This window comes from Achromobacter sp. 413638, from assembly GCF_043119405.1.
Taxonomy (GTDB): Bacteria; Pseudomonadota; Gammaproteobacteria; order Burkholderiales; family Burkholderiaceae_B; genus Achromobacter.
Genome location: NZ_JBICCO010000169.1, coordinates 1 through 1,435 on the forward strand (window position 1 = coordinate 1; position 1,435 = coordinate 1,435).

At 48.0% G+C, this 1,435-nt stretch carries 4 protein-coding genes; all 4 read left to right on the forward strand.

Translation table 11 applies throughout. From position 1 onward, the window contains the following. A partial coding sequence (locus ACEU5R_RS31885; RefSeq protein ID WP_392413903.1) for a hypothetical protein occupies nucleotides 1-249 on the forward strand: 249 nt, incomplete at its 5' end. Beyond that, nucleotides 224-565, forward strand: coding sequence for a CdiA family toxin C-terminal domain-containing protein (locus tag ACEU5R_RS31890; RefSeq protein ID WP_392413905.1), 342 nt, complete (start codon nucleotides 224-226; stop codon nucleotides 563-565). The genes ACEU5R_RS31885 and ACEU5R_RS31890, both read left to right, overlap by 26 nt. Nucleotides 566-577: 12 nt before the next feature. Further along, entirely contained in the window at nucleotides 578-940 is a 363-nt protein-coding gene (cdiI, locus tag ACEU5R_RS31895) for a ribonuclease toxin immunity protein CdiI (RefSeq protein ID WP_392413907.1), read from the forward strand. A gap of 135 nt (nucleotides 941-1,075) precedes the next feature. Next, nucleotides 1,076-1,390 (forward strand): DUF1153 domain-containing protein, encoded by a 315-nt coding sequence (locus ACEU5R_RS31900; protein ID WP_392413909.1) that lies wholly within the window; start codon nucleotides 1,076-1,078, stop codon nucleotides 1,388-1,390. The last annotated feature ends 45 nt before the right edge of the window (nucleotides 1,391-1,435 follow it).

Below are 1,435 nucleotides of genomic sequence, written 5' to 3' on the forward strand. Positions count from 1 at the left end.
CTGGAAGTTAGAAATGCGGAGGTGCTGGGGCGGGATGGGGAGGTGCTGGTAAAGCAGAATCCGGTGACGGGGGAGTATGAGGCGGTTGTTAAGGCGTTGCCGGGAGCGAAGGTGGGGGCTACTTTCCCAGAAGGGATAAGTTTCAATCCCAGCATTAAGGATCATCTCAGCAATTTTGATGGTCTGACGCAGAGGCGTGGGATTAGCGGTACTCATAACCTAGATGATTTTCAATCAGGCAGTGGCTAAAAATGGTGTGAAGGTGCTTAGTGATACACCAACTTCTGTTGCGGGGATTGTTAAAATCAGATATCAAATTCCTGCATATGATCGAACGGGAAGTGTTGTTGGGTATAAAAATGAAGTATTTCAAAAAACCGTTTATGATCCAAAAATATTTACCGATAAAAATATTCTTGATTTAGGGCAGCAGGCTGCAAGTGGCGGATATAAAGAGGCTTTGTCTAAGGGGTTGAGCCAGTATGACTCTATCGCTGGAGGGGTTACTTTTAGAGTGTATTTGGATAAAGCTACTGGAATAGTGACCAATTTTCATCCTAAGTAATGTGGTATTCATATGAGAGAATTATTTGGTCAACCATATGGCGAGTCGGATCCTTATTGGGTTGTTAAAGGTTACTTCGACAGAATGTATAGTGATGGGTGCTTTTTGGAGGCTGTTGGTTATATAGCGAAGAGATGGGGGTTTGGTACGGATGGCGCGTATTGCAATTTTCCTGACATGAGCAGTCTGTTTAGTGAAGAGCATTTTGATGGGGTTGAGTTTTCCTATGGATATCCCCCTGGAGACGAAGGCACGATTGTTGTGAGCGAAGCGATTTGCTATGCATACGTTCGACAGGCGTGTGAAAGATATCTTCAGCGTCATCCTGAAGATGCTAAGAATTTAAAGGAAATTTTAGATAGAATTTCTTTCTAATTTCACCGTTATTGCAGATCGTGATTTGCGTCGCAATGATCTAGAGTGTGTTATGAACTCTGCCGTGGAGCGGCTATTGTGTAGTTGTATTGACCCAGTGAAAACCTGCTCACGTCATAATTAATGGAATTGACGATGAGCACGAAAATGGAAGACGACCTCAAACGCTGGACGGCCAAGCGCAAGAGTGCGCTGGTACTGGACATCATCCAGGGCAAGACCACCGTGGCCGAAGCGAGCCGCCAATACGACCTTTCACCCTCGGAGGTCGAGCAGTGGGTCGATGACGGCAAGCGGGGCATGGAGAACGCGCTGCGCGCCAATCCCCAGGACGTGCGCGAGCAGTACGAGCGTCAGCTCAAGGATCTTCAAGAGGCGTATGGCGAGGCGATGCTGGAGCTGCGCGCGAGAAAAAAATTGCAGTCCCTGCTGGGCGAGGACGAGAAGTGATCGAGACTGGGCGTCCCCGATGATCCGCCAGGGACTGCAAGCCGA